The 26165-nt window shown below is 38.4% G+C and carries 25 protein-coding genes; 8 read left to right on the top strand and 17 right to left on the bottom strand.

Going from position 1 to position 26165, the window contains the following annotated elements; translation table 11 throughout:
* Positions 1–7 precede the first annotated feature (7 nt).
* From QSG86_RS06745 to cysM, 9 genes are all read right to left on the bottom strand, one after another.
* Entirely contained in the window at positions 8–562 is a 555-nt protein-coding gene (locus tag QSG86_RS06745; protein WP_317030787.1) for a septation protein IspZ, read from the bottom strand.
* Positions 559–807 carry an acyl carrier protein gene (locus tag QSG86_RS06740; protein ID WP_317030786.1) on the bottom strand — a complete coding sequence of 83 codons (249 nt, stop codon included), beginning with the start codon at positions 805–807 and terminating at the stop codon, positions 559–561. Before QSG86_RS06740 ends, QSG86_RS06745 begins: the two co-directional genes overlap by 4 nt.
* Positions 808–821: 14 nt before the next feature.
* The gene (locus QSG86_RS06735; RefSeq protein WP_317030785.1) at positions 822–1076 is read right to left on the bottom strand and encodes a phosphopantetheine-binding protein; all 255 of its coding nucleotides are present in this window, start codon (positions 1074–1076) and stop codon (positions 822–824) included.
* Positions 1060–1842 (bottom strand): lysophospholipid acyltransferase family protein, encoded by a 783-nt coding sequence (locus QSG86_RS06730; RefSeq protein WP_317032690.1) that lies wholly within the window; start codon positions 1840–1842, stop codon positions 1060–1062. Before QSG86_RS06730 ends, QSG86_RS06735 begins: the two co-directional genes overlap by 17 nt.
* A 41-nt stretch (positions 1843–1883) precedes the next feature.
* Entirely contained in the window at positions 1884–2510 is a 627-nt protein-coding gene (locus tag QSG86_RS06725; RefSeq protein ID WP_317030784.1) for a beta-ketoacyl synthase chain length factor, read from the bottom strand.
* Between the two features lie 114 nt (positions 2511–2624).
* Complete coding sequence (locus QSG86_RS06720) at positions 2625–4928, bottom strand: bifunctional (p)ppGpp synthetase/guanosine-3',5'-bis(diphosphate) 3'-pyrophosphohydrolase (RefSeq protein WP_317030783.1); 2304 nt, start codon at positions 4926–4928, stop codon at positions 2625–2627.
* A gap of 32 nt (positions 4929–4960) precedes the next feature.
* A complete protein-coding gene (gene rlmD / locus QSG86_RS06715) occupies positions 4961–6340 on the bottom strand; it encodes a 23S rRNA (uracil(1939)-C(5))-methyltransferase RlmD (protein WP_317030782.1) in 1380 nt (459 codons plus the stop codon).
* Between the two features lie 6 nt (positions 6341–6346).
* Positions 6347–7168: a 3'-5' exonuclease gene (locus QSG86_RS06710; RefSeq protein ID WP_317030781.1), complete on the bottom strand. Its 822-nt coding sequence runs from the start codon at positions 7166–7168 to the stop codon at positions 6347–6349.
* A gap of 11 nt (positions 7169–7179) precedes the next feature.
* A complete protein-coding gene (gene cysM / locus QSG86_RS06705) occupies positions 7180–8109 on the bottom strand; it encodes a cysteine synthase CysM (RefSeq protein ID WP_317030780.1) in 930 nt (309 codons plus the stop codon).
* Between the two features lie 297 nt (positions 8110–8406).
* Between cysM and QSG86_RS06700 the strand changes: the two genes are divergently transcribed.
* The 5 genes from QSG86_RS06700 to rsfS all read left to right on the top strand — a co-directional run bounded on the left by QSG86_RS06700 (position 8407) and on the right by rsfS (position 14659).
* Entirely contained in the window at positions 8407–11223 is a 2817-nt protein-coding gene (locus tag QSG86_RS06700; RefSeq protein ID WP_317030779.1) for an ATP-binding protein, read from the top strand.
* Positions 11224–11409: 186 nt separating this feature from the next.
* Complete coding sequence (locus QSG86_RS06695) at positions 11410–12198, top strand: crotonase/enoyl-CoA hydratase family protein (protein WP_317030778.1); 789 nt, start codon at positions 11410–11412, stop codon at positions 12196–12198.
* A gap of 305 nt (positions 12199–12503) precedes the next feature.
* Positions 12504–13370, top strand: coding sequence for an NAD(P)-dependent oxidoreductase (locus QSG86_RS06690; RefSeq protein WP_317030777.1), 867 nt, complete (start codon positions 12504–12506; stop codon positions 13368–13370).
* A 17-nt stretch (positions 13371–13387) separates the two neighbouring features.
* Positions 13388–14173 carry a hydroxypyruvate isomerase family protein gene (locus QSG86_RS06685; protein WP_317030776.1) on the top strand — a complete coding sequence of 262 codons (786 nt, stop codon included), beginning with the start codon at positions 13388–13390 and terminating at the stop codon, positions 14171–14173.
* Between the two features lie 84 nt (positions 14174–14257).
* The gene (rsfS, locus tag QSG86_RS06680; protein WP_317032689.1) at positions 14258–14659 is read left to right on the top strand and encodes a ribosome silencing factor; all 402 of its coding nucleotides are present in this window, start codon (positions 14258–14260) and stop codon (positions 14657–14659) included.
* Between the two features lie 99 nt (positions 14660–14758).
* On the opposite strand, the gene QSG86_RS06675 is transcribed toward rsfS, so the two are convergent.
* The 3 genes from QSG86_RS06675 to QSG86_RS06665 are packed head-to-tail and all read right to left on the bottom strand — an operon-like array spanning position 14759 to position 17670.
* Positions 14759–16204, bottom strand: coding sequence for an NAD(P)(+) transhydrogenase (Re/Si-specific) subunit beta (locus QSG86_RS06675; RefSeq protein ID WP_317030775.1), 1446 nt, complete (start codon positions 16202–16204; stop codon positions 14759–14761).
* Between the two features lie 3 nt (positions 16205–16207).
* Complete coding sequence (locus QSG86_RS06670; protein WP_317030774.1) at positions 16208–16531, bottom strand: proton-translocating transhydrogenase family protein; 324 nt, start codon at positions 16529–16531, stop codon at positions 16208–16210.
* Between the two features lie 11 nt (positions 16532–16542).
* A complete protein-coding gene (locus QSG86_RS06665; protein ID WP_317030773.1) occupies positions 16543–17670 on the bottom strand; it encodes a Re/Si-specific NAD(P)(+) transhydrogenase subunit alpha in 1128 nt (375 codons plus the stop codon).
* A gap of 920 nt (positions 17671–18590) precedes the next feature.
* Between QSG86_RS06665 and QSG86_RS06660 the strand changes: the two genes are divergently transcribed.
* Both QSG86_RS06660 and QSG86_RS06655 read left to right on the top strand, forming a co-directional pair.
* Positions 18591–19514: a DMT family transporter gene (locus QSG86_RS06660; protein ID WP_317030772.1), complete on the top strand. Its 924-nt coding sequence runs from the start codon at positions 18591–18593 to the stop codon at positions 19512–19514.
* Positions 19515–19615: 101 nt separating this feature from the next.
* Positions 19616–20806 (top strand): MFS transporter, encoded by a 1191-nt coding sequence (locus QSG86_RS06655; protein ID WP_317030771.1) that lies wholly within the window; start codon positions 19616–19618, stop codon positions 20804–20806.
* A 73-nt stretch (positions 20807–20879) separates the two neighbouring features.
* Here the strand turns inward: QSG86_RS06655 and QSG86_RS06650 are convergent, their stop codons facing one another.
* From QSG86_RS06650 to QSG86_RS06630, 5 genes are all read right to left on the bottom strand, one after another.
* Positions 20880–21287 carry a biopolymer transporter ExbD gene (locus QSG86_RS06650; RefSeq protein WP_317030770.1) on the bottom strand — a complete coding sequence of 136 codons (408 nt, stop codon included), beginning with the start codon at positions 21285–21287 and terminating at the stop codon, positions 20880–20882.
* Positions 21287–21910 carry a MotA/TolQ/ExbB proton channel family protein gene (locus QSG86_RS06645; protein WP_317030769.1) on the bottom strand — a complete coding sequence of 208 codons (624 nt, stop codon included), beginning with the start codon at positions 21908–21910 and terminating at the stop codon, positions 21287–21289. The genes QSG86_RS06650 and QSG86_RS06645 overlap by 1 nt, the downstream gene beginning before the upstream one ends.
* Before the next feature lie 21 nt (positions 21911–21931).
* A complete protein-coding gene (locus QSG86_RS06640) occupies positions 21932–22717 on the bottom strand; it encodes a TonB family protein (RefSeq protein WP_317030768.1) in 786 nt (261 codons plus the stop codon).
* Positions 22718–22928: 211 nt separating this feature from the next.
* Positions 22929–23795, bottom strand: coding sequence for a formyltetrahydrofolate deformylase (gene purU, locus QSG86_RS06635; protein WP_317030767.1), 867 nt, complete (start codon positions 23793–23795; stop codon positions 22929–22931).
* A 77-nt stretch (positions 23796–23872) separates the two neighbouring features.
* Positions 23873–24574: a TetR/AcrR family transcriptional regulator gene (locus QSG86_RS06630; RefSeq protein WP_317030766.1), complete on the bottom strand. Its 702-nt coding sequence runs from the start codon at positions 24572–24574 to the stop codon at positions 23873–23875.
* Between the two features lie 116 nt (positions 24575–24690).
* Between QSG86_RS06630 and QSG86_RS06625 the strand changes: the two genes are divergently transcribed.
* The gene (locus tag QSG86_RS06625) at positions 24691–26139 is read left to right on the top strand and encodes a coniferyl aldehyde dehydrogenase (RefSeq protein WP_317030765.1); all 1449 of its coding nucleotides are present in this window, start codon (positions 24691–24693) and stop codon (positions 26137–26139) included.
* Positions 26140–26165 lie beyond the last annotated feature (26 nt).

Here is a 26165-nt window from a genome sequence, read left to right as displayed (position 1 = left end):
CCAGATTTTATTTATTTATTCGATACTTATATTGCTGTCTTTTGCGTAGAATAAACTCTCCCATCAAAATCATCCCCATAAGTAAATAAGAAAGCAAACCGTTATAAATCGTCCAAATATAGGTTGATGTAAAAAAAACGGTAAAGCCTGAAATCACGGCATTGAGTAAAAAAAATATGCACCACACTATGGTTACTTTTTTTGTCCACAACACCCCCTCAACAGGCAGGTCTGGCTCAACAAGTCGAGCAAAACGCTCAATCATTGAAGGTGGTTTAAATAAGGTCATCGCAAAGATGACCAACGCCCCCAAGCTCATTAAGACAGGATATAATTTCAGCCAAGCCTGATCCTTTAAGCACAAATTTAAACCACCGCACAAAATTGCAAATGTTGCTAATGGCCATAATAAACTCGATTTTTTATCTAATAGCTTTATGATTCCTAAAGCAATTAAAAGCATACTCACCCATTGATATTGACCTTGAGACAAACCATATGCCACCAAAAATGGATACAGCATAAAGCCAATAATCACGAGTCCTTTTAACAGTTTTTTCATTCGATGGTCATATTTTGAATGACAATCACAACATCCTGTATTGTACGTACATTTTTAAAATCTTCGGGATTGACTTGTTTTCCCGTAAGCTCTTTAATTTTTACAACTAAATCAATAGCATCAATACTGTCGATATCCAAATCGCTGGCTAAATGTGAGTCTAGATGAATGGTATCTGGAGAAATTTCAAAGAGTTCATCCATCCATTCTCGTAATTTATCTAGAACTTGTTCTTGGGTAAGCATGACAACCTCTTATGCTATTGCTGTGCTTCAATCAAAGTAACTAAACTTTGAATTGATTTAAAATATTGTTTCGTTTCTGCAGATTCAGCATTTAAATGTACGTTGTAACGTTTCTTTAAAGCTAAACCTAGTTCTAGTGCATCAATAGAGTCAAGTCCCAATCCTTCCCCAAACAATGGTGCCTCACTATCAATATCGTCTTTACTAATGTCTTCAAGTGCAAGCACATCAATAATCATTTGCTTTAATTCATCAGCAAGATTGCTCATTTGTCAGTAACTCTTTCATAAAATGTTGATGTAAAATCTGATTCAAGTGACGCACTGTTTTAGGGTGAACCCCATGCTCCGTCAAAATCAAATTATCTTCCAGTAGCTGATCGGCGGCTATTGTATCCATTATTTTGACATGAATGTAAAATCGATGAGATGGGATATGATACCATTTTTCATTTTTTGTTAGTGTAGAAGGCGTACAACGAATGCATACCGGTCGAATCGGAACATTTGCTCGTAATGCAATATTGGCTGCACCACGTTGAAATTCATTTAAAATATTTCCTTTTTCCGTTCTTGTGCCTTCCGGAAAAATTAATAAAGATGCCGCTTTATCCTGTGTCAGTTTAGCGACACAATCTTGGATAAACTGTTCAGAGCCAGCATTTAAAATATATCCTGCATTTTGGACCACGTCTTTAACAAAAGGATTGGACCATAAGGCTTGTTTAACCACACAATTTGCGCGCCCCATCGCACCAATTAAAATCACCACATCAATTAAAGTAGGATGATTTGCAATCACCAGCTCTTGCTGACTATGTTCTAGTTTTTCTAATCCTTCAATTTCATAGTGCATTACACCAAGCTTAACCAACATTTCGGTAAAACCTTTAAAGGTGTATTTCACTAACTTTTGCGTACGATCTTGTCTTAATTTCTCATTTTTTGTTGATTGTTTAATGATCGGTGCAACCAATCCACCTAAAATAAGTCCTCCCACCCCAAAACTGGCAAAACAAAATCCTGTTGCACTCATACGCCATAAAAAATTGGCTTTTTGTTTTAAAGAATATTTACTCAAATTTTACTCCAGCCCATGTCTTCAACACACTGTTGATTTTGCCAAAAATGATAAAAAGCATTGGCTTGCTGAGCATAGTGTTCTACAGATGGAAATTGAATAGGGTTTAACATTAAATTTTCTGATGTGAGTGAAATCACTCCTGCCAATGCAAATGGTTCAACGTGCTGACTATCGCTATAGATCATCGGTAGATTTTCATCATAATAGACCAGTAATACTTGGGCTTGACTAATTGTGGTGGTTTTTAACCAAGCATATGCCTCAATCAGGCCATCGTTCCATGTTCCAGCTAAACTGGTTGATGGTGTATCATCTTGGTTTAAAATAGAATATAAACCAGAAATTGCATTATGTACCGATGTTGAAAATTGTGTGGGTGATGCGGGTTGATCCTGTAAGACATCATTTAATATCTTAAACGTTTTATGCTCATCTCCATACTGAGAAACCCAGATCATATAATCGACTTTATGCTGTTCTAAAGCACTTAAGGCACTATTTAATGCCAGTTTCGCAATTGCAGATAAACGGCGACGTTGCATTGCTGAAATTTTCTCTAATTGAGGATAAGCTGAATCAGCGACACTCAAATAAAGTTTAGACATATTGAGTTTCAACATATTGCACACTCTTTATCAACACACCAGTCAAAGAAAATGATTTAGATCTTGCATATAAAAAAAACCAGTGCGACGCACTGGTTGTTATGGACTCAATCATCAGAGATTCTGATTTTAGTTCCCCTGTACCAAGCGTCTTGCACTAATAATACCCGGTTGCTGCTCAAGCCGCGCCAATAGTTTAGACAATTGTGCCAATCCTTTCACTTCAATTAATAGCTTCATGTTCGCAATACCATCTGCTTCAGAAATCGTATTCACTTGACGAATATTAATTTGATCAGAAAAAATAACTTGAGTGAGATCCTTTAATAAACCACGTCGATCATATGCCTCGACAACAATTTGAATACTTTGTCCACGTGTAGGCTGCATTTCCCAATCTGCTTCAACCGCACGCTCAGGTTCTTGCTTAATCATTCGCATATAGTCAGAACAGGCGACTTTATGAATACTGACCCCACGATTTAAGGTAATATAACCCGCAATCGCTTCGCCATGTACCGGTTGACAGCACTGTGCGACATGTAATTCTACATTATCTAAACCATCAATTAAAATGCCATGTGCTGATAAGGTATGACTTGCGCGTGGATTTAATGTAGGTTTAAGTACCAGCTCTGGCTCATCCTGATCCAGATGCATATGTCGATTTACCTGATTAATCAGCGCATGCAGACTAATGTCACCACTGACCAGACTAATCAAAATATCATCACCGGTCTTGACATTAAAATGATTACAATAATCATTTAAATCAATACTTTTCGGATGAATCGCTAAACGAGAAAGCTCTTTAGTCAGAATCTCACGACCAACTTCTAGATTTTTACTCCGATCTTGTTGTCGGAACCAGTGTCGTAACTTGTCTCGTGCACGTGCAGTTTTAATATAACCTAAAGAGTTCACCAACCAATCACGGTTAGGTTCACGATCTTTTTTAGTTAAAATTTCAACCTGTTCACCAGTTTTAAGCACATACGTTAACGGAACATAACGTTGATTGACACGTGCAGCATAACACTTGTTGCCTACTTCAGTATGAACATGATAGGCAAAGTCTAGAACTGTAGAACCACGTGGTAACTCTTTGATATCACCATCACGACTAAATACATATATTTTTTCAAAATCTTCAAATTCTTGCAACTGCTCAAAATCATCAACATCTTTGGTACGATGATTACTTGCATCATTACGTTCTTGATAATGTTCAAGCACTGATCTTAAAGAATGTAAACGATGATTAAATGAATGATCAGTGGTTTTACTGCCCTCTTTATAATTAAAATGCGAACATACACCAAGCTCAGCTTCTTCATGCATGTCATGCGTACGTATTTGTACTTCTAAAGATTTGTTTTCAGCAATCACGGCCGTATGCAATGAACGATAACCATTGGCCTTCGGATTGGTAATATAATCATCAAACTGATGTGGAATATGGCGCCAAATTTGATGCACAATCCCTAATGAGTGATAACACTCTGGAATACCCTTGACCAAGACACGTACAGCACGGATATCATAGAGTTGATCAAAACTGAGATTTTTACTTTTCATTTTTCGATAAATCGAATAAATGTGTTTCACTCGTCCACTAATTTCTGCCTCAATATCATATGAAGCCAGTTCAGTTTTTAATTTATGAATCACAAACTGAATATATTGCTCACGTTCAAGACGTTTTTCATTCAGTAAAGTTGCAATCTCTTTATAACGATCTGGTGCCAAATAACGAAAGGCCAGATCCTCAAGCTCCCATTTTAGCTGTGCAATCCCTAAACGATGTGCAAGTGGCGCATAAATCGTTAAAATTTCTCGTGCCACACGCTCTTGTCGTTCTCTTGATGAGTGTGCCAGCTCTCGTAAAGCATAGGTACGTTCAGCCAATTTAATCAGCACGACACGAACATCTTCCGTGACAGAAATCAGCATTTTATAAATACCAGTCAAATGTTCACGCTGATTATTATTAAAATGATCTTCTAAACGTTTATTTTTCTCAATCAGATCCGAAAGTTTACCCATGGCTAAAGTACCTTTAACCAAACCATAAACCACTTCGCCAAATAATGCTTTGACTTCATCTAACGGAATAATACCTTCACGTACACTTCTATAGAGCAGTGATGCAGACAATGTATCCTCATCGACATGTAAATAGGCTAAAATATCAGCCATTTCAATACCGGTATAGAGGGTATTAGAACGATGATTAATGGTCGTTTCTAATTCTTTTTGCAAGGTATAATTTGCAACATCTTCTAGCCGCTTTAACGCAGCGCCATCCAAAATTCCACGTACACGATCTAACCATTTCGCAATATCTTGTCGTGCTTGCTCGGCATGTTCGACAGTCGTTTCCTCAGATAGCTCATTTAAGCGTCCAGGAAGCTGTTCACGTACTGTGACCATACCCATCTCCTATTGTTATAAACTTCATTATTCTATAAACCACGTACTTGTTCAAATAACGCAATTGATTCAACATGAGCTGTATGAGTAAACATATCCATGACACCCACTTTTTTCAGTTCATATCCTTGCTTCACTAACAAGCCTGTATCACGAGCGAGCGTTGCTGGATTACATGACACATAAACAATTCTTTTTGCACCAAATTTTGGCAAATAATGCATCACTTCTTCTGCACCCGAACGAGGAGGATCAATCAATAATGCATCAAATCCTAACTTTGCCCAAGAATGATGCGAAAAATCTTTTGTTAAATCTTGTGAATAAAATTTCACTTGATTTAAACCATTTAATTTTGCATTTTCCGTGCCACGATGCACCATTTCATCTACGCCTTCAACAGCAACCACAAGCCCTTGTTCTCCTACACATCGTGCTAAAGGCAGTGAGAAATTACCTAATCCACAAAATAAATCCAGAACACGTTCACCCGGCTGAAGTTGAAGCAAGTCACATGCCAGTTTAACCATTTGCGCATTTACACCTGAATTTACTTGAGTAAAATCTAGCGGATGAAAAGCAAACTTAATATTAAAATCATTGAGTGTATAGTGCAAACGCATTGGCGCATCTTGATCAATACGCTGAATACTATCGCGTTGCTCAGGTTGTACATACAGCTGCCACTGTTGTTGTCTAGCAAAATGCTGTAAGGTTGCTATGTCCTCCTTGTTCAACGCTGCAGTTTGTCGAATCACCAATGCAACATCTTGATCACCCATGGCTAATTCTATATGACCAATATGGGCTTTGCCTTTAAGACTTAGGAGTAATTGCTTTAATTGTTTTATTGAGCCAAACTTTCGATCAAGGATATGACAATGATCAATTGCGCTTAAGTGATTGCTCGACTTTTCACGAAAACCCACCAACAATTGGTCTTGGCGAGGCAAATAACGCACACCGATACGTGCCTTCTTTCGATAATCTGTGACTGTAGCACGTAATGGCGATAGCCATATCGGCACTTCAACACCAGCAAAATGTAATAAATGCGATTGCAATACTTGCTGTTTTAACGCAATTTGTTCATCAACCTGAAGATGTTGCAAACTACATCCACCACATTGCTCATAATGTGCACATATTGGTGTTGTACGTAACACAGAATGATCACTTAAAACTTCTATACAGTCCGCTTCTTCTAATTTCGTGATCACTTTACGAATACGTGCTCGTACCGTTTCACCCGTCAGTGCTCCCGTAATAAATACTTTTTTTCCTCGCTTGTCTTCCGGATGATTCGGATGTGAACCATAATGTGCTATACCACGTCCCTCGTGTGATAATGACTCAACTGTAAAAATAAAGGTTCCGTGTTGAGCTGTACGAGGTGAGTGCTTGTGTTTCATGTAAACCTAATATTTGGGAAAGGAAAAATCTGTAGCGCTAAATGCTGTATGCTGCGAAGTATGTTGCCATACCCTCAAAAACTCAGTATGTTGCGACTGTGTTGCTAAATAGTGAATCGTACTTTGTACCCATAAATGATGCTGCTCCAGACTTAGCTGCCCTTTGAGCAATAACCAGCGGATATAAATCAACCAAGTATTCAACACATCACCCTCACAATATGCACTTAACTTAAGCCATTGTTGTGTCGCAATATACTCAGGAACATGATAACCCGCTTCACCACGTTTACCCGGAAATCCTAATAAATGTGCAATATCATCTAGTTTCTGAAAGTGACGTCCTTGAAACATTGCCATCACATCCATTAAATCAACATGACGATGATGATAGCGGTTTTGGTAATTATTATAACGTTTTTGATGATCGATTTCGCCTTGATCAAACAAACTGGCTGCAGAAAGTCCATGATACATTGCACGAAATAAAATAACTGGCAAATCAAATTGTGAACCATTCCAACTGACCAGAACCGGATGGCGCTTATCAAAAATGGATAAAAATTTTCTGAGTATATCGGCTTCTGAATCCTGCTCTTGCGTAAAAGAAAATAGCTTCATTACGCCAAACTCATCAATCCACAATCCAGAAATACACACAATCTCATGTAAAGGCAAACGTTGAAAATCTGAACCTGATTCTTGACGACGTAGTTTTAGCATGGCCTGTTCAAGATCTGATTTCGATAAATCAAGACCATATAAATGTGCTCCCGATTTAAGATCAGTGATCGTTTCAATATCAAAAATTAAAACAGGCAAATGCATATCAATGTCTCTTATTCAGTATCAATCACAGAAAATAATCCTGTAGATAAGTAACGATCACCACGATCACAAATAATACATACGATCACTGCATCGGGATTTTCTTCAGCCAACTTAATCGAAGCCCATACCGCCCCACCTGATGATGTACCCGCACTAATTCCTTCTTTTTGTGCCAATTTACGCATGGTTTTTTCAGCTTCAATTTGGGGGATATCAATAATACGATCAATACGTCGACGATCAAAAATAGTCGGTAAATATGCTTCTGGCCAACGACGAATTCCTGCAATACTTGAACCATCTGCAGGTTGTAATCCCACAATTTGAATATCGGGATTCATTTCTTTTAAATATTTGGATACCCCCATAATGGTTCCTGTTGTTCCCATGGAACTGACAAAATGGGTAATTTTTCCTGCCGTTTGTTGCCAAATTTCTGGACCAGTTGTCAAGTAATGTGCCTCAACATTATCCGGATTACCAAATTGATTAAGCACTAAACCTTGCCCTTGTTTTTGCATCTCTGATGCTAAATCACGTGCACCTTCCATCCCTTGTGCTTGTGTTACTTCAATGAGTTCAGCACCATAAGCTCGCATTGCGTCTTTACGTTCTTGGCTCATGTTATTGGGCATGATTAATTTCATTTTATAACCACGCATGGCCGCAACCATGGCCAAGGCAATCCCCGTATTGCCACTGGTTGCTTCAATCAGTGTATCACCTGGTTTAATTTGACCACGTTTTTCCGCTTGCATGATCATATTATACGCTGGCCTGTCTTTTACCGAACCAGCAGGATTATTCCCTTCAAGTTTTGCCAATATTGTGGCTTGAGTATGATTTGCAAGACGCTGTAAACGCACTAGAGGAGTTTTACCTACATAATGGTCTAACAAAAAATCATCTTCTTTAAAATCTGGGGTTGTGCTACTCATTATGTATACCTATATCGAGGTGCACATATTGTATGAAAAAAACGACAGCGCTGCACCCTTTTCGATTTATTTTTAGCAATTCTGCTTAATATTTATGCAAATAAAACATTAATTTTTATATGGATATCGATCATCAACTGTAAGTAAACTGCGCAATAACAACACTATGGCATGATGATAATTTCATCGTGATATTCAAGAGAGATTTTAAATTTAAAGCGTTTTTTTTCAATCCATTCATGATCATTTAATAAAGCATGCTAAACTGCGATGCTGAGGGAATAGCTTGCTGTCATTATGTCAAATATCAATAAAAAGTTATTTAATAGACTAAGTTTAAATCATGCATATGGGCAATTAATTGCCATGATTTTTGTGCCAATTGCTGTTTTGGCCTGTGTCGGTGCATCTCTTGTTCTTACTGAAACCTATCGTGCAGCCAAATCACAACAACAACAAATGGCGATTGCAATTCTGACACGTAATGAAATTCCAGCACAGATTGCCTTAGAAAAATTTCATCAACTCCCTCTTGGTTTATATCAACCACAAACCACTTTCATGTATAACATGATGAAAGAAAAGAATCTGATTCGCACTGCTATTGTCGATCAGAAAAGTGGTACTTTGATCAGTATTGGCTATCAAGATGAAGCACCTTGGCCAAGTTTACCCACAACAAATAAATTCTTTGGGCCAATCAAATTACAAGACAGTAGTGTCTATGGCTTACCGATTTATACCAGTAATCATCAAAAAGCATTATTTTTAATTGAACTGGATAATCAACCGCTCTTACTGGCACGTTATCGTGTCATGATGGTACTGGTCGTCACGGGTTTATTGACACTACTGCTGTTATTACTTTGTCTTAATTTTTATTCAAGACGCTGGATTGCACCCATGTATGAAATACGCATGCAATTACAGCGCTTAAATGCAGATACCCTTGATCAGCATATGGTCATTAATAGCACGGGAGAGCTTCGGCTTTTACAACGTGATATTGCAAATGTGGTTAAACGTTTACACTTTAGCTTTTTAGAACTTAAAGAGCATACCGAACAAACTGAAGATGACCTACGTCGCACACTCGACACTCTAGAAGTACAAAATATTACTTATCGACAAGCACGCGACCAAGCAATTTCAGCCAATCAATCAAAATCTGTCTTCTTGGCCAATATTAGCCATGAATTACGGACCCCACTAAACAGTATTGACGGTTTTATTCATTTACTGTTACGTCAAGATAATTTAAGTAATGAACAAAAACTCTATTTACAAACTATTCGCAAGTCTTCAGCGCATCTTCTCGCATTAATCAATGATGTTTTGGACTTCTCTAAAATTGATGCGGGTAAACTTGAATTAGAAACTGCAACATTTAATCTTGAAGAAGCAATTTATGATGTCATGGATATGCTGTCACCCTTAGCAGCTCAAAAACAGCTTAATATGGCATTTTACTTTGCAGATGACGTTCCGACGCATGTCATTGGTGATGCTTTACGCTTTAAGCAAATTTTGACCAATCTGATTTCAAATGCAATTAAATTTACGCCTGATGGTGAAATTATTGTTCGTGTCCGCTTAGAGCATAATGATATTGGTCAATGCCTTATTCATTTTAGTGTCCAAGATAGTGGTGTGGGATTAAGTGGCACCGACCGCAAAAAATTATTTGAATCATTCTCTCAAGGCGATGCATCTGTCACTCGGCAATTTGGTGGCACCGGTTTAGGATTGGCAATCTCTAAACAACTGGTCCATTTAATGCACGGCCAAATCGGCTTTGAAGATAATCAGGAACGTGCACCAACAGAGAAAGGCTCTACCTTTTGGTTTACTGCGCAATTTGAAATTCATGATGATGAATATATTGTTCATCCTGATTTTAGCCATATGCATGTACTGTCTTATATTGCACATCCAGCAACAGCAAATATCCTGCGTCATTATCTTGAAAACTATCAAGTAGATCATCTCGAATCTGTATCTATTCTCGACCTATTCAGCCGACTGAATCATCTTCCTGATCATCAAGATACCTGGCTGATTGTCGATCATAGTGGTGATACACAAGCATTATTGCAAGAAATTCGTTCTAGATATCATGGTAAAATGGCGGTTTATGGTTATCAAATGTCTTTAGCACCAGACATGTTATTACACTATAAAGCACGCCCACTCTATCAACCACTTTGTCGCACAGCCCTGATTGAATTACTGAATAATGAACATCCATTTAAAGAAAGTAATACGGAAGAATTTGATGGTAAAGGCTTACATATTTTAGCTGTAGATGATCATTTACCGAATTTAATTGTCCTTGAAGCATTACTTGGTGAACTCAATGTCACCACCACCAAAGCATTAAGCGGAAAAGAAGCGCTGGATATTTTTCAAGCGAAAATCAAAAATGATGAGCAGATATTCGATCTTATTTTTATGGATATTCAAATGCCTGTGATGTCTGGGATTGATACCACACGTGCCATTCGATCTTTAGAATCAACGCTAGAAAATCATCAACCTGTACCAATTATTGCTTTAACAGCGCATGCATTGGCAGATGAAAAACAAAAACTGTTAAAAGTCGGGATGAATGATTATGTCACCAAACCGATTCAAATTGAGCAAATTATTCAAATACTGACCCGTTGGACCCATAAAAATTTTAGTCAGAATAATCATTATGTTGAAAAAGTCACTGTGATCAAAGCGCTAGATCCACAAATTTTAAACTGGCAGCAATGTTTACAATTGGCTGCTAATAAAGAGGATTTGGCTATAGATTTACTTAAAATGCTGACAGATAGTTTTTATATTGAATTAAATGAAATTGAGCAACTTATTGAATTAGAAGATTTTCCACAAGTTGAACATGTATTACATCGACTGCATGGTGCTACCCGTTATGTCGGCGTTCCACGCCTACAGGAAACGACCAGTGCTTTTGAACAATTTGTCGCGATTTTACGTAAGGAGCGTAAAAAAGCAGATGAAGCGTTTATTCAGGAAACATTACAGCGTCTCGATGAGTTAAAACAAGTGATGGCTGAGGTTGAACATGCTGCAAAGCATCTTTTAGATCATTATTCATCTAATTAAGCTAAAGAAATTCGCTATTTTTTTAATTTTTATTGTCGGCCTAGCCGCGATTGCCATCAGATAATATCCAGTTGCGGCATGTTCAAAAAAAATCAAAAATAGCTATTTTTCTCGCTGACTCAACTGTCACCGATTTTAATATCACTCATGTTATGCTGAAAGAAATCTAAAAAAAGTGTGAAGCTAATGAGTTTATTAAAGATAGAAAAAAATCAAGGGATTGCCATTGTTTCGTTAAATCGTCCAGAGAAACGTAATGCCATGAGTTTTGAGCTCCTTAAAGCATTGCTGACAACAGCCCAAATACTCAAAAAAGACCGTTCTTTGCGCTGTGTAATCTTAACCGGTGAAGCACACGTCTTTAGTGCCGGAATTGACCTCACTGATCTCAATAACCCCAAGAATAAAGCATATGCTGCTTGGCAATTATTAAAACCCGGTCAAAGTCTATTCCAAAAAGCATTTTTAGTCTGGCAAGAACTTCCTGTACCTGTTATTGCTGCAATTGAAGGGTTCTGCTTTGGTGCAGGTTTACAACTGGCTTTGGCTGCCGATTTACGTATCTGTCATCCTGATACACAAATGTCAATCATGGAAAGCCGCTGGGGACTAGTACCAGATATGGGGCTTAGCCAGTCTTTACGTGGATTAATTAATTTGGATATTGCCAAAGAGTTAACATTAACGGCGCGTATTTTTGATGGAAATTATGCACAGCAAATTGGTTTAGTCACACATTTAAATCCAGATCCCTTAACACAAGCATTGGCAATTGCTCAAGAACTGCAACAGCGCTCACCGGATGCACTTACTGCAGCAAAACGGGTATTAAACGCCATGCAATCGCAATCTTCTCAATCATTAAGACTGGAAAAAATATGGCAGCTTAAACTACTGTTAGGAAAAAATAGTCAAATTGCCCGACAAAAAGATAAAAAACCGACATTATCATTTTTACCTCGACAATATCGCTAATCAATCTATTGCACAGCATCCAAGCATTGATGCAAAGTCATATACCCCAACGATATCGGCTTTGCATCGACAACAAGATGTCACAATCGAGCGATATCACCCTATATACTCAATGCCAAACCAGACTAAAAATAATCACCAGCACCAGCATAACTATTTGAATATTTGTTATTATTTCATCATCACGCGAGATTAGATATTTACCTTTTACACATGTATTACACACTGAAGTGTATGTATCAAGCAATATCCTATCTTTAATGACAATCACATTAAACTTAGTTATACAAATCAAGGATCGAATCATGAATGTGAATCAAACGACGCCAATTGCATTTTTAGGCATAGGACTGATGGGGAGTCGGATGGTCAAACGATTGCTTCAAGCCAATTTTTCTGTTGGTGTCTGGAACAGAACAGCATCAGCCTGTGATGAACTGATTCAACATGGCGCACATCACATCCATTTCCAACAACTCGACCAATATGCCATTATTTGTCTCTGTCTGGCAGATGATCACGCTGCCACTGAGGTATTTCATCAAATTGAACCTTTTTTACATCCCAATCAAGTGATTATTGATTTTTCAAGTTTATCGGTAGAGACCACATTAACCTTAGCCAATCAAGCCAAAGGTAAACATGTCACTTGGATTGATTCACCTGTTTCGGGAGGAACAATAGGTGCTGAACAAGGCAGCTTGGTTATTTTTGCAGGTGGTGATGCACAAACCATTGCACAATTAGATCCACTGTATCGCATCCTCTCTCAACGTGTTACATGTATGGGCGATACAGGCACAGGACAAGCCACTAAAATTTGTAATCAACTGATTGTCGCTGCAAATAGCGCATTAATTGCTGAAGCTGTTGCTCTTGCCGCACAAGCGGGTGTAAACACACAATTGTTAGCACCTGCACTAGCAGGTGGTTTTGCAGACTCAAAACCATTTCAAATTTTGGCCCCACGTATGGCAACGCATTGCTTTGAACCAGTACAGTGGAAAGTACAAACCCTTTCTAAAGATTTGAATCTGGCCTTAACTCTGGCTGCACAGTATCAATTAACTATTCCTGTTGCCAAAGCTGCACTAGCACAACTGCAACAACATCAACAACAGGGTTTTGCTCAAGCAGATCTTTCTAGCTTAATTCAACAGGTCGAACTTTAACAAGGAGAACGTTATTCATGAATCGCTTAGCTGTTAACTTATCCATGATTTTCACAGAAGTGCCTTTGATGGAAAGATTTGCTCTCGCCAAAAAACATGGATTTCAGCATGTTGAAATTCAATTTCCCTATTCGATTACACCCTATCAAATTTTGGAAGAATTAGAGAAACATCAATTAAGCTTATGTCTCATCAATGTTCCAGTAGGTGATTTAATGCAAGGCGGCAATGGATTAGCCTGTGTACCAGGCAAATCATTAGCATTTCGTCAAGCACTGGAACATGCCATCACCTATGCCAAAATCCTGCAGGTACCTAACGTCAATATATTGGCAGGTAGACAACCACAAGATGCCAATTTACTGTCGTGCTTAAATACCTATAATACTAATCTAAAATTGGCATGTGCACGTTTAAGTGAAGAACAGATTCAACCTGTTTTTGAAATGATTAATGGTACAGATATGCCACGCTTTCTAATCCAGAATATTGCTCAAGCACAAGATATCTTAGATGCCGTACAACATCCGGCCCTAAAAATGCAGTTCGATTGCTACCATATGGCGATGATGGATGAAAATATTTTGGATGCATTAAAAGAAAATATTCAGCATATTGGCCATATTCAATTTGCAGATGCTCCTAATCGACATCAGCCAGATCATGGTAGCATCGATTATCAAAATATATTTTCATGGCTAAAACAGAGTACATATTCAGGTTTTATTGCAGCTGAATATCATCCTTTAGGACATTCAGAGCAATCTTTTGCTTGGAAAGATAAATATTTTTCATGTGCTTAGTCGATGTTTTTTCGAGTTGATTGAATTTTAGCAACAAAACAGCTATATTAGAACATGAATAATGGTCAGGAATTTAAACCTTTTATGAATTTAGAACCATCGCCCAGCGCTTCTAATTCTCACGATCTCGCAATGAATTCTCAAAGTAAAGATGTACAAGCTTGCCTAAAAGTGGTGCATGAAGCTCTCCTAGATGTAAAAGCAAAAGAAATTGTAGAACTTGATATTAGCTCAATCAGCAATGTTGCTGATGCAATCGTGATTGCGAGTGGTACATCAACTCGCCACGTGAAATCATTAGCAGATAATGTTGCTGAAGAAGCACGTAAAGCTGGATTTCGCCCGATTGGTGTTGAAGGTGAACATGATGCTGAATGGATCTTAATTGACTTAGGTTTTGTGGTTGTTCATGTTATGCTACCAACAACACGTAAGTTTTATGATTTAGAAAGCTTATGGCGCACCAAGCCCGAAGCTATCGCATAAAAAGCGTATAAAAAAGCGACCAACAAGGTCGCTTTTTTACAGATCATTAAACATTAATATAATAAAATCAATTGCTTTTAATATCTATACAATGATGCCTTAATGACCTGTACCATTAATAGATTTGGTCATATCTTCCACAACTTTTTTCGCATCACCAAAAATCATCATGGTTTTGTCATTGTAGAATAAATCATTATCTAAACCAGCATAACCTGTTGCCATAGAGCGCTTAATGACCATAATCGTTCGTGCCTTATGTGCTTCTAAAATAGGCATACCATAAATAGGTGAACTCGGATCATCTTTGGCTGCAGGATTGACAACATCATTGGCACCAATCACCAGTACCACATCTGTTGCTGGAAAATCTGAATTAATTTCATCCATTTCCAAAATATCTTCATATGCAACATCAGCTTCTGCAAGCAATACATTCATATGCCCAGGCATACGACCTGCAACAGGATGAATTGCAAAACGTACCGTTACACCCTGCTCTTTAAGTAGATTGGCTAATTCTTTTACGGCATTTTGCGCTCGACCTTGTGCCATACCATAGCCAGGTACAATCACAACACTGTCTGCATTTGACATTAAAAAACCTGCATCATCTGCCGAGCCTGAACGATAATTACGCTGAACCTGCTCAGCATTACCGGCTGCTACAGCGACATTACCCCCCATTGCACCACCAAATAAGACATTAATGATAGAGCGATTCATTGCTTTACACATAATATAAGATAAGATCGCGCCTGATGACCCCACTAAAGAGCCAGCTACAATCAGCATATTATTTTCTAAGGTAAAGCCAATCCCTGCTGCTGCCCAACCTGAAAATGAGTTAAGCAATGACACTACAACAGGCATATCGCCACCACCCACAGGAGCAATCCATACCCAGCCAAAAATAAGCGCTAAAGCTGTCATTGCCCAAAAAGAGCTCATATTATGTGATAAAAAGAAATCAATACCAAAACCCAGCATAGCAATAAAAATAAGGGCTTGTACTGGTTTTACCCACGATCCTGCAATGGTTTTTGCCCATGTTTTGGCAGCCAACTTACCATAGGCAAATACGGATGCTGTAAAGGTAATTGCACCAACAAAACATCCCACAAACAGTTCAAATAGATGAACTTTACTCATTTGATGGAATTCAACCGCATTTACAGCTAAGAAATCAGGATCAAGTGCCACCAGTCGATTATTATGAATAATCGCAGCAATGGCAATTAACACTGCAGCCAAACCGACCAAAGAGTGCATTAATGCAACTGTTTCAGGCATTTGCGTCATTGGCACTGTACGTGCGCGGGCAATACCAACAATCGCACCCAATAACATTGCAGCTAAAATCATCCAAACCACAGGATTTTCTGCAACAAAAAATGTGGTCATGACAGCAATAGCCATTGCTATCATTCCGTAACGATTACCCGCGATTGCTGTTTTAGGTCCAGATAAACCACGTAAAGTCAAAATAAAAAGAACGGCGCCAATAAGATAAAACCAATCTGCATATGCCTTAATAAATTCCATGCATTAGCCCTCTTTCTTCTTTTGCTTTGGTTTAAACATTTCTAACATCCGTGCGGTTACTGCAAAACCACCAAAAATATTAATGCTGGCTAAAAATACTGCGACTGCGCCCAATACACTGACCACATTAATGGTCTGAAAATCAATATGTCCATCCACACCAATCATTGGCAGACCAACTGTTTGAATCATTGCGCCCACAATAATAATGGAGGAAAGTGCATTGGTTACTGCCATCAAAGGTGTATGTAAGGCTGGCGTTACTCCCCATACCACGTAATAACCAACAAAAATAGCAAGGACAAAAATTGTAATTGTTTCAACCATGGGTGTTCTCCCTAACTGCGCTTTAACAGCACTTGGCCGCCATGTGTAACCAATAGAGCTTTTTGAATTTCATCATCTTGATTAATCAAAATATTTTTCTGATCATCAAAAAGTGTTTCAATAAAATTTAAGACATTTCTTGCATATAATGCTGAAGCTTCTGTGGATACTGTCGAAGGAATATTGGCTATACCCAAAATTTTAACCCCATTACTGGTCATGACAGTTTCACCACATTGTGAACCTGCAACATTTCCACCAGTCTCGACTGCCATATCTAAAATCACAGAACCCGGTTTCATTTTAGCCACGGTTTCAGCTTGAATTAAACGAGGTGCATCACGCCCAGGCAATAAAGCAGTTGTGATCACGATATCTGCATTGGATACCGCTTTATCAACAATCATAGCCTGATCACGAATATAGTCTTCACCAGGCATCCAGCCATAGCCATTTTTTGCGGCATCTGCTGCTTTTTGTTGCTCTTCAGGTGACATAGGTACATCTAGCCATTTCCCTCCCAAAGACTCAACCTGATCTTTTGCCGTCGGGCGTAAATCTGTCGCCTCAACAATAGCCCCCAAACGTTTTGCGGTTGCAATCGCTTGTAATCCTGCAACACCAACCCCCATAATCACGACACGTGCAGGCTTTACCGTGCCTGCAGCGGTCATCAACATTGGGAACATACGCTGATATTCAGCTGCTGCAAGTAATACTGCCTTATAACCGGCAAGATTGGCCTGAGAAGATAAAACATCCATATTTTGCGCACGAGATAAGGTTCTAGGAAGTAACTCTAATGCAAAACTAGAAACTTGCTGTGTTGCAAACTGATCCAATTCGGTATTTCGATAAGGATCAAACATGGCAACGACAACACTATTCGCTGCAATTTTTTCGATTTCAGCTCGTTGAGGTGCGCGAACTTTTAAAATCATCTCACTATGGCGATAGGCATTGTCAGTCAATATTGCACCAACCTGTTCATAGGCTTGATCGATATACGCTGCTCTTAAGCCAGCACCATGTTCAATCACCACACGATGGCCCGCATTAACTAACTTTTTAACTGTTTCTGGTGTCGCAGCAACACGATGTTCACCCACCACAGTTTCACTTGGAATTCCGATTTGCATGCATGTCCCTTAAGCTAATTTTTTTACCGAAATACCCCAAAAGAGATATTTTGCTCTGGATATAATTTGTCTATTTTTTGGATTCTAATGAAAGTTTTTGAAAATACTACCCATTATTTATTTAATAAATGACAACATTTCATGACAGTTATTCATAAAAATAATCATGGAATATCGAATGAGAAGGGTTTTTTTATTGATGATTTTTTTGATTTAAGGGCCACAAAAACCTAGAGATTAGCGCTAATAAATACTGATTATGATTTATCTACACAATATGCTGATTCACTATTCACCCATCCCAGCGCATACAATAAAAATACAATAGGGTAAAAACAAAAGCAGCAGCTTGATCACACCGCATATGCCGTTAATTTAGGCGCTCAAATAACATACTCACAAATATCGTCATCTTGATGATATTGATCTATAAAAATACTTTTTTCATCAATTTCACCAATATTCGTTATTAGATCGAGTATATAAAACATTCAACATGACTAATATGTTTCATTAACGAATGTTATTCTTCAATAGTCTTATTTAAGCCATAAAAAAATTAAATTAATTTTTTTTTACCATTTTAATATGTGATACCAAAATCTAGATTTAATCCGTTTTGCACCTTTTTTGTGCGCATTATTGATTTAAAATCACTGTACCGCTGCATTAATTATTAATTTATAGGTCACGATAAATAATCTTATAGGGTCATGACACGTACATTGGATTAATTTTTAACCAATTTAATCCAGTTTATCTGTCATCATTGAGTATTAAATACGTATACTAGCCAATACGACTCAATTTAACCCGATAGATCAACGTTTCAATGATCCGATTTTGATATCACAATGAGACTAAATTTTAATCTATAGTTTTATGCGCCCCCATCATCTGTATTCACTCAAGCCAATGTTATGAATGTATCACTCAACAAAGTCCAGATAGGCTCTTTATTTGCCATCATTGCGGCATTTTTATTTAGTACTAAAGCAATTTTTATTAAACAAGCCTATGCCCTATCACCATTAGTGGATGGTACTTTACTGATGGCATTACGCATGGCCAGTGCATTACCATTTTTCTTAATACTCTGTTGGCTTAACCGTCATCACAATAAGAACATTGCCATAAAAGATTGGTTGTTATTAATTACAGCAGGCTTAATTGGTTATTACTTTTCCAGCTGGTTAGACTTTACCGGTCTCATGTATATTAGCGCATCCTTAGAACGTATTATCCTATTTCTATATCCAACACTCACTGTACTGGCATCTAGTGTTATTTTTAAGCAAAAGCTCAATTTTAAAATGATTTGTGCGATTGCCTTAAGCTATGGCGGTACTGTGCTTGTCATGTTACAAGAACAAAGCACGACACCACACGACAGTAATTTTTGGCTTGGAGCCAGTTTGGTCTTTGCCAGTGCAATCAGCTTTGCTACCTATTTACTACTTACACCTCGACTCATTAAAACATTTGGTTCATGGAATTTTACTGGCTTGGCTTTAAGTATTGCCTGTATTGGAACACTGGTGCATTTTTTTAGTACGACCACACAGCCAATGATGCATTTAAGCCAACTTCCGCATCAAATCATTTGGTATGGTATAGCACTTGGACTGCTGGTAACGGTTCTTCCCACTATTTTAATTGCACAAAGTATTGCACGATTAGGTGCTTCCCAAGCTGCCATGATTGCTTCAGTCGGCCCTATTCTCACCATTATTCTCGCTACACTTTTTCTGGGTGAAAGTTTAAATACGGTACAATGGTTTGGCTGTGCACTAAATATTATTGGTGTTCTGATGATTACTTTTGCCAAAAAAAAACTGGCTTAACGATTTCAATTGCATCATGTATACAGATCCACAAACAATGGATATCGTATCTCATTGATCTATCGCTATACCGTGTTCTCTGATCATTATTAAGGAGTATTATGTCAAGCCAAAATGACATTAGCCAAGATCGACCATTATTATGGCTTATGGCAATTGCATGTGGTTTGTGTGCAGGTGCCAACTATTATAGCCAACCACTGATCAATTCAATGCATAGCTATTTTCAGATGCCAGAATCTCGTGTGGCATTGACGGTTACTTTTGCACAGGTAGCATATGCACTGGGATTACTTTTTATTGTTCCGCTTGGTGATATTGTTAATAAAACCAAGTTTATTCCACTACTGATGGCATGTGCAGGAATCGGTTTATTGATCTGTGCATTATCTGTTAATTTACCGATGTTATGGCTCGGAACTGCAATGACAGGATTATTTTCTGTTGCTGCACAGGTACTAATTCCTTTTGCAACCATGAGCGTAAGACCACAAAAAATTGGTGAAGTCGTTGGATTACTCATGAGTGGTTTATTGGTGGGTATTTTACTTTCAACCAGTTTGTCAGGGTTATTGTCGAATTTATTTGAATGGCAGGTCATTTACTTTGTCAGCGCCATTTTAATGTTTATTCTTGCACTTATTTTACGCTATCGACTCCCTCATATTGCGACCGTTAAGCTACGCTATCACCATATTTTAATTTCTATGGTGCGATTACTGCAACAAGAACCACGCCTTGTTTTTCGCTCACTGGTTGGTGGATGTGCTTTTGCTGCCATGAGTATTTTATTTTCAACAATTGCGATTTTATTACAATCCGCATTTGCATTACCTAATTTTATGGTCGGTGTGGTGACACTGATTGGTATATTTGGTGCATTATCCACAAAATTTGTTGGCAAAATTGCAGATCGTGGCTATACACAACGCATGACTTGGGTCGGTGTTATCACGCTTGCACTCAGCTGGTTATTACTCTACTGGGGACAATATCAACTCATCAGTTATATTTTAGGTTTTGGCATGATCAACTTAGGTCTCGCGATTGTTCATACCTGTAATCAAAATATTATTTTCCGTCTTAGAGTTGATGCCAAATCACGCATTAACTCGATTTATATGACGGCTTATTTTAGTGGTGGTGCAACAGGATCTGCACTCGGTATTTATGCTTGGAATCACGGTGGTTGGGGAATGAGTTGTTTGGTAGGTTTAGCATTAGTTGCAGGTACGGCAATTTTTGCGCTGATTGACTGGCGCTATAGTCGCCTACCCCCCTTAGCTAGTTAAGCTAATACTTTATTCTGAATCAAAAAAACCTCTAGCTAAAAAAGTAGAGGTTTTTTTTACAGCGATCATCAAACTATTGATTATCACTTACAAAAGCAATATCACTGAGTCCGGCTTCACTCGCATGTGACATGACTTTAGCAACCGTATCATATTTGGCTTCTTTATCTGCTCGAAGCTGTACGGTCGGTTTTTGTGGCTGCTGACCAGCTTCTTGAAGTCGAACTTGCAACTCATCCAAGCTGATCATTTTATCATCCCAAGCCACTTGATTATCCGCATTAATACTCACGGTAATGGCTTTAGGTGGCGGATCAACAATTTCAGCACTGGTCTGAGGCAACGTTAACGGAATCGATGGGTTGGCAACGGTCGCAGTCACCAAAAAGATGATCATCAATACCAACATAATATCGATCAGTGGAATGAGATTCATCTCATTCATGCCACTATCGTTGTCTTCACCCAATTGAAAAGCCATTAAGCTTGACCTCCAACAAAACCTTCTTGTGTACTATTGACTGCCACATTTTGTGTTGCGGATTCTTGTTGCAACATAGTATCAATCAATAGACTGTGTGCATGATCTTGCAATTCATTTGATAAGGTACGGTTATAACGTGTACAAATATTATAGGCAATCACAGCAGGGATTGCGACAGCCAAACCAAAGCCGGTCATAATCAATGCCTCACCGACTGGGGTAGCCACTTGAGCTAAACCTGCTTGACCACTTTTACCTACCGCAACCAAGGCATGAAAAATACCCCAAACCGTACCAAACAATCCGACAAATGGTGCAAGTGATGCAATCGTTCCTAATACCGCTACACCTTTTTCAGCAGCAGATTTTTCTACCGAAATTTGACGTAATAATGCCTGCTCAGCAACCGCTTTACGTTGTTCAAATGACAAAGGTTTCAGCTTTGCCTTTAAATGCTGTAATGCTTTAGACAATTGAGTATAAGCATGTTGTTTGAGCTGGCGAGTCCCCATCAAGCGTAAAATGGCAATCGTCCATGTCGCAATAGACATAGCCAATAATACAAAATACAGTGTCTTACTTATTGCATCAGCATGTTGCCAATAAACTGAAAAGTTCATATTCGAACTCCTAAATGTGGGTTAGCCTTTAGCATTCAATGTCAATTCAAATGGTTGTTCAGCTTTAATTGGATAAGCAACGCCATTTTCTTTGTACGGTTTGAATTTCGCATTACGTACTGCACGTAAAATCTTTTCATCTAAAGCTGGAAGACCACTTGAGCGTGTTACACGTGCACTCTGGATTGCGCCCTTTTCATCTGCCTCAATCAAGATCACCACAATACGTGTTTCACCTTGTAGATCACGATTTGAATACGATGGCTTTGGAGAGCGACTCCATTGTACACCAGCACCACCAATGGAAACTGTTTTTGCTGATGGCGGTGCTGGAGGTGCTACTGGCGCTGGAGGTACCGGTGGTGCAACAGGTGCTGGAGCTGGTTTCGCAACTTTGACTTCAGAAACAGTTGTAGTGATTGTGGTCGCTTGAACAGGTGTTTCAACCGGCTTAACTACAGGTTTTGCTGTCTCTGATTTTTTAATTTGTTGAACTTTTTCAACCTTTTTAGGTGGTGGTGGAAGCTGTTTTTCCACAATTTTCACCTCTTTCACTTCCTTCGGCTTAGGCTGCTCTTTCTTAGGTTCGGCTTTAGGTTGTGGTGGTAAAGGTTGTGGCGGTTCTTTAATTTGTACAAACCGAACCTTTAATGGTGTCTTATCTATTGGTTTTAACTCTGGGGTTTTCATATGTTGAATCGCCCACATGACACCAGCATGTCCAATAATAACCGCGATTATCGCAGCAACAGCTTTCTTCTTCATGGGAGAGAGATTTGGCATCATCGGTGTGGAAGATATACTCATGAACTTAAGGGACCCTAGAAAAAACGACTATTTATCACTAAAAAGACCAAATGAAATAAACAATCAATTTTATCGGTTTATACTATGAAAGTGTGCATAATGATAAATGAGAAGTGTTTTCATTTGCAACAATTAATTTAGAGAATTTTATGATTTTTTTTAATAATAAAAAAAAGCATGCGTAACGCATGCTTTTCTCATTGCATGATGACTACTGAAAGACTACCGTTTTATTGCCATCCACAATAATACGATCTTCTAGATGCCACTTCACTGCACGTGCTAAAACATTACGTTCTACATCCTGACCTAATTCACGCAATTGCTCTACGGTAAAATCATGATTTACACGTTCAACATCTTGCTCAATGATAGGCCCTTGATCTAAGTCAGCAGTCACATAGTGTGCTGTTGCACCGATCAACTTCACCCCTTTTTCATGAGCCTGCTTATATGGATTTGCACCGACAAATGCTGGCAAAAATGAATGATGGATATTAATCACCTTCATTTCCCATTTTGCCACAAATTCTTCATCGAGAATCTGCATATAACGTGCTAACACAAGTAAGTCATTTCCTTGCATCAATTCGTCAATTTGAGCATAAGCTTCACGTTTATTTTCTTTATTAACAGGTACCACCTCAAAAGGAATACCAAAATTTTCTACAGATTCACGTAATGCATCGTGATTTGAAACCACTTTTGTGATTTCACACGGCAGACCACCACGCGCATGGCGCCATAAAAGTTCCAACAAAGCATGATCTACTTTAGAAACCAAAATGCCCACTTTTTTCATATCACTGACCAAAGCAAGGCGCCAATGCATTTCATAACGTTCGGCAACATTTGATGAAAATGTCTGAATTAAATTTTCTTTACGACTTTGTAAATTATCTAATTCAAATTCCACACGCATGAAATAACGCCCACCTTGAGCTTCTGTTGCATATTGATCAAGTGCGGTAATATTTGCTCCTTGATGATACAAAAAGCTCGATACAGCTTGCACAATACCTGGCTTATCTGCACAAGTAATGAGTAAGCGCGCAGTATTTGCAGTCGTCATATTCATTTGGTTAATGTCACTAATCTATTCAATTCAAAATAAGCACAACATTCTAACGCCTTTTCTCATCTTTCTAAATAGGCTTATTCAATGCGATGGGTTTTCATGGCAGAAAAACTGGCAAAAAGTTCAGAAGAACCAAAGCTAGCCAACAAGCTTTCATAAGTTTGGCGGCTCTCACCACGTAGATATGCGCCTTCTAAAAAGACCATCTGACGTAGAGCATGCCAAAGCCATTTATCTTCTAAAGTATTTGAATCAGTAATATGACCAGACATATATAAAAAATTGGTCCAATTGGTAAGTACAATCCATAAATTAATAATTAAAGCTTCAATTTCAGAATCAGTCATTGCCATCAATCCAGCGTTGACAAATGCCTTATAAATCTTTTGGCCCTGTTGCATCACCTGACCTGCAAAGCGTGGATACATTTTACGAAAATCATCATTATTTTCGACCAAATGATAAACATCACGATGTAAAAAACGATATGCCCATAATTGGCTACTTAAAACTTGAAAATAACGAATTTTATCATTGGCATCTAGCAGACGATCTTCTGGCAAAGCCAGCATTTCTAATGTTTCATGTTGGTATTGCGCCATTAACTCTTTAATAATTTCGCTTTTATTGCGAAAATGATAATACAAATTACCTGGACTAATACCAAGTTCAGCAGCAATATGATTGGTCGTGACAGAACGTTCACCGCGTTCATTAAACAATTGTAAGCTTAACTGTAAGATACGCTCTTTGGTTTTTACCGTTTTTGAATGAGACATGCTAAGGCAATCCTGTTTTCAAAATACCCATCAAACCACTTATGAAAGCAACTTGACTATTTAGAGTTAATACTCTAAAAAATATTATATTAACCTGTATTAAATGGTAATTTGCCATGAATAGTCAAACCAATCCCAATGCTGTAGGTACTGACAGCATTGATCAACAAAAATTAAATGATATTTTAGTTGCACAAAAATTGGCTTACCAACGCCATCCTTATGCCACAGCAAAAGAACGTATCGATCGACTCGCCCGCTTAAAGCAAGTGTTAATTAAATATCAGGATGACATGGCAGATGCCATCAATAAAGACTATGGCAATAGATCAATTAGTGAAACAAAAATTGGCGAACTCTTGACCTGTCTAGAACAGATTAAGTATTACAGCCGCCACCTAACGACATGGATGAAGCCATCCAAACGCCATATCAGTATGATTCATCAGCCTGCAAAAGGTTGGGTAGAATATCAGCCTTTAGGCGTCATTGGTATTATTTCACCTTGGAATTATCCACTGTTACTTTCAGTTGGTCCACTGATTTGCGCATTGGCAGCAGGTAACCATGCCATGATTAAAATTTCTAGTGCCTCTCACTATTTTGGCAGAACATTGGCCAATGCCATTGCAGAGGCATTTCCTCAAGAACTGGTTACTGTTATTAATGGTGGCGGCCAAATTTCAGATGATTTTTCACACCTACCCTTTGATAAAATAATCTTTACCGGCTCAACCAATGTCGGCAAAACCGTCATGACTGCTGCTGCACAAAATTTGGTACCAGTGATCTTAGAATTGGGAGGTAAATCACCTGTTTTAGTTCATGAGTCAAGTGATTTACAAGATGTCGCCCAGCGTATCGCTGTAGGCAAACTCTGGAATGCGGGTCAAACCTGTGTAGCACCAGACTATATGTTTTTACCCCGTGGCAAAACGGCTTTATTTCAAGAATATTTTTCTTATTATGTCTCTGAAATGTATCCAAGCTTACTCAATAATCAAGACTATACGGCGATTGTTAATGAGAAACAATATCATCGTCTACAAGGCTATCTAGATGATGCACAACAAAATGGTGCCAAACTTATCGAATTTAATCCTCAAAGTGAAGATGTAGCTTTAAATCGTAAAATTGCGCCGACACTGGTCACTGATGTTCAACCGGATATGCTGATTATGCAAAATGAGATTTTTGGTCCCATCCTTCCAATCATGGAATATGATCAAATAGACGATGTTATCGACTTTATTAATAGCCGTCCGCGTCCACTTGCATTATACTATTTCGACTTTGATCAGGCGCGTGCAGATTATGTCGCACAGCGTACCCATTCAGGGCACTTTGGGCTGAATACTGTATTAACTCATGTTGCACAAGATGACCTGCCTTTTGGCGGCATTGGTGCATCTGGCATGGGGAAATATCACGGTCCAGAAGGTTTTTTTAGTTTGTCTCACGAACGGTCCATGATGTCGAATCCTAAGCTGTATAGTTTAAAATTCATTCTGCCACCGTTTAATAAACCCATTCATAGACTAATTTCAAAAACACTTCTTCGATAACTGATCAAGGCATGAGCTATCACACT

Origin of the sequence: Acinetobacter sp. SAAs474, from assembly GCF_032823475.1 — a bacterium.
Lineage (GTDB): Bacteria > Pseudomonadota > Gammaproteobacteria > Pseudomonadales > Moraxellaceae > Acinetobacter.
Note: the sequence above shows the minus strand (reverse complement) of the source record. Positions and strands in the feature narration are given on the sequence as shown.